Source organism: Citrobacter sp. Cpo069 (assembly GCF_030332785.1).
Classification (GTDB): Bacteria; Pseudomonadota; Gammaproteobacteria; order Enterobacterales; family Enterobacteriaceae; genus Citrobacter; species Citrobacter portucalensis.
In genome coordinates this window covers 1-681 of sequence record NZ_JAOWHD010000015.1, presented here as the reverse complement: position 1 = coordinate 681, position 681 = coordinate 1, and the positions used below count along the sequence as shown (strand labels likewise).

Genomic DNA, 681 nt, shown 5'->3' with positions numbered 1-681 from the left:
TTAGGGATTGAAGCCCGAAGGGGCGAGACAGCTTGCCTGGCTCGATGCGCAGCACGAAAGCCCGGCCCGCAGGGAACGCCAGAGATCACCGGCGCAAAAAAAGGGGCTACGCCCCTACAGATAGAGCGGGGGACTTACCCCCGCGCGATCATAAACTCCATTCAGCTTCTGAATAGCCCGGCAGTTCATAGGATTTTTTATCTTTCCACCGGGCGGGATTAGGCAATGTTTCAGTATAAGCCTCATGTAACGCTGATTTTATGGCTTTGAGGACTGTATGCACCATAGTTTCATAGTATTCGGCAAACTCGCAGGACTGATATTCATACTCATCAATGCAGACAATCACCTGAATTTGTGTTTTTGGGTCGTTAATATTTAGCTCCGGTTCACTGTATTCAAAAGAGTGCGCCGGGCTACTTTCTTGATAGCGAACATTAACAGAATGGGTATTCAGATTAAGCATCATCTGACCAAATGAAACAGCCTCGACAGGCTGAAGTGTGCCGGTCAGTACCAGAGTTTTAACGATAGTAGAAATGGCTTTATCAGATACTACGTATGCGCTCATGATTTATATCCTTCGCAGATTGTTTGAATAGGAGCGGTTGCCGCCGCTGGTTCCGGGCCGGTCAGCACCATTGCTAACCGATAAATACAGTATAGGCTTTCCCTCTTTAA

Annotated in this window: 1 protein-coding gene; it reads right to left on the bottom strand. The window is 47.7% G+C overall.

All coding sequences use genetic code 11. The annotated features are described in order from the left end of the window. Positions 1-148: 148 nt before the first annotated feature. Positions 149-571 carry a hypothetical protein gene (locus tag OGY08_RS00310; protein WP_117143804.1) on the bottom strand — a complete coding sequence of 141 codons (423 nt, stop codon included), beginning with the start codon at positions 569-571 and terminating at the stop codon, positions 149-151. Between the last annotated feature and the right edge of the window lie 110 nt (positions 572-681).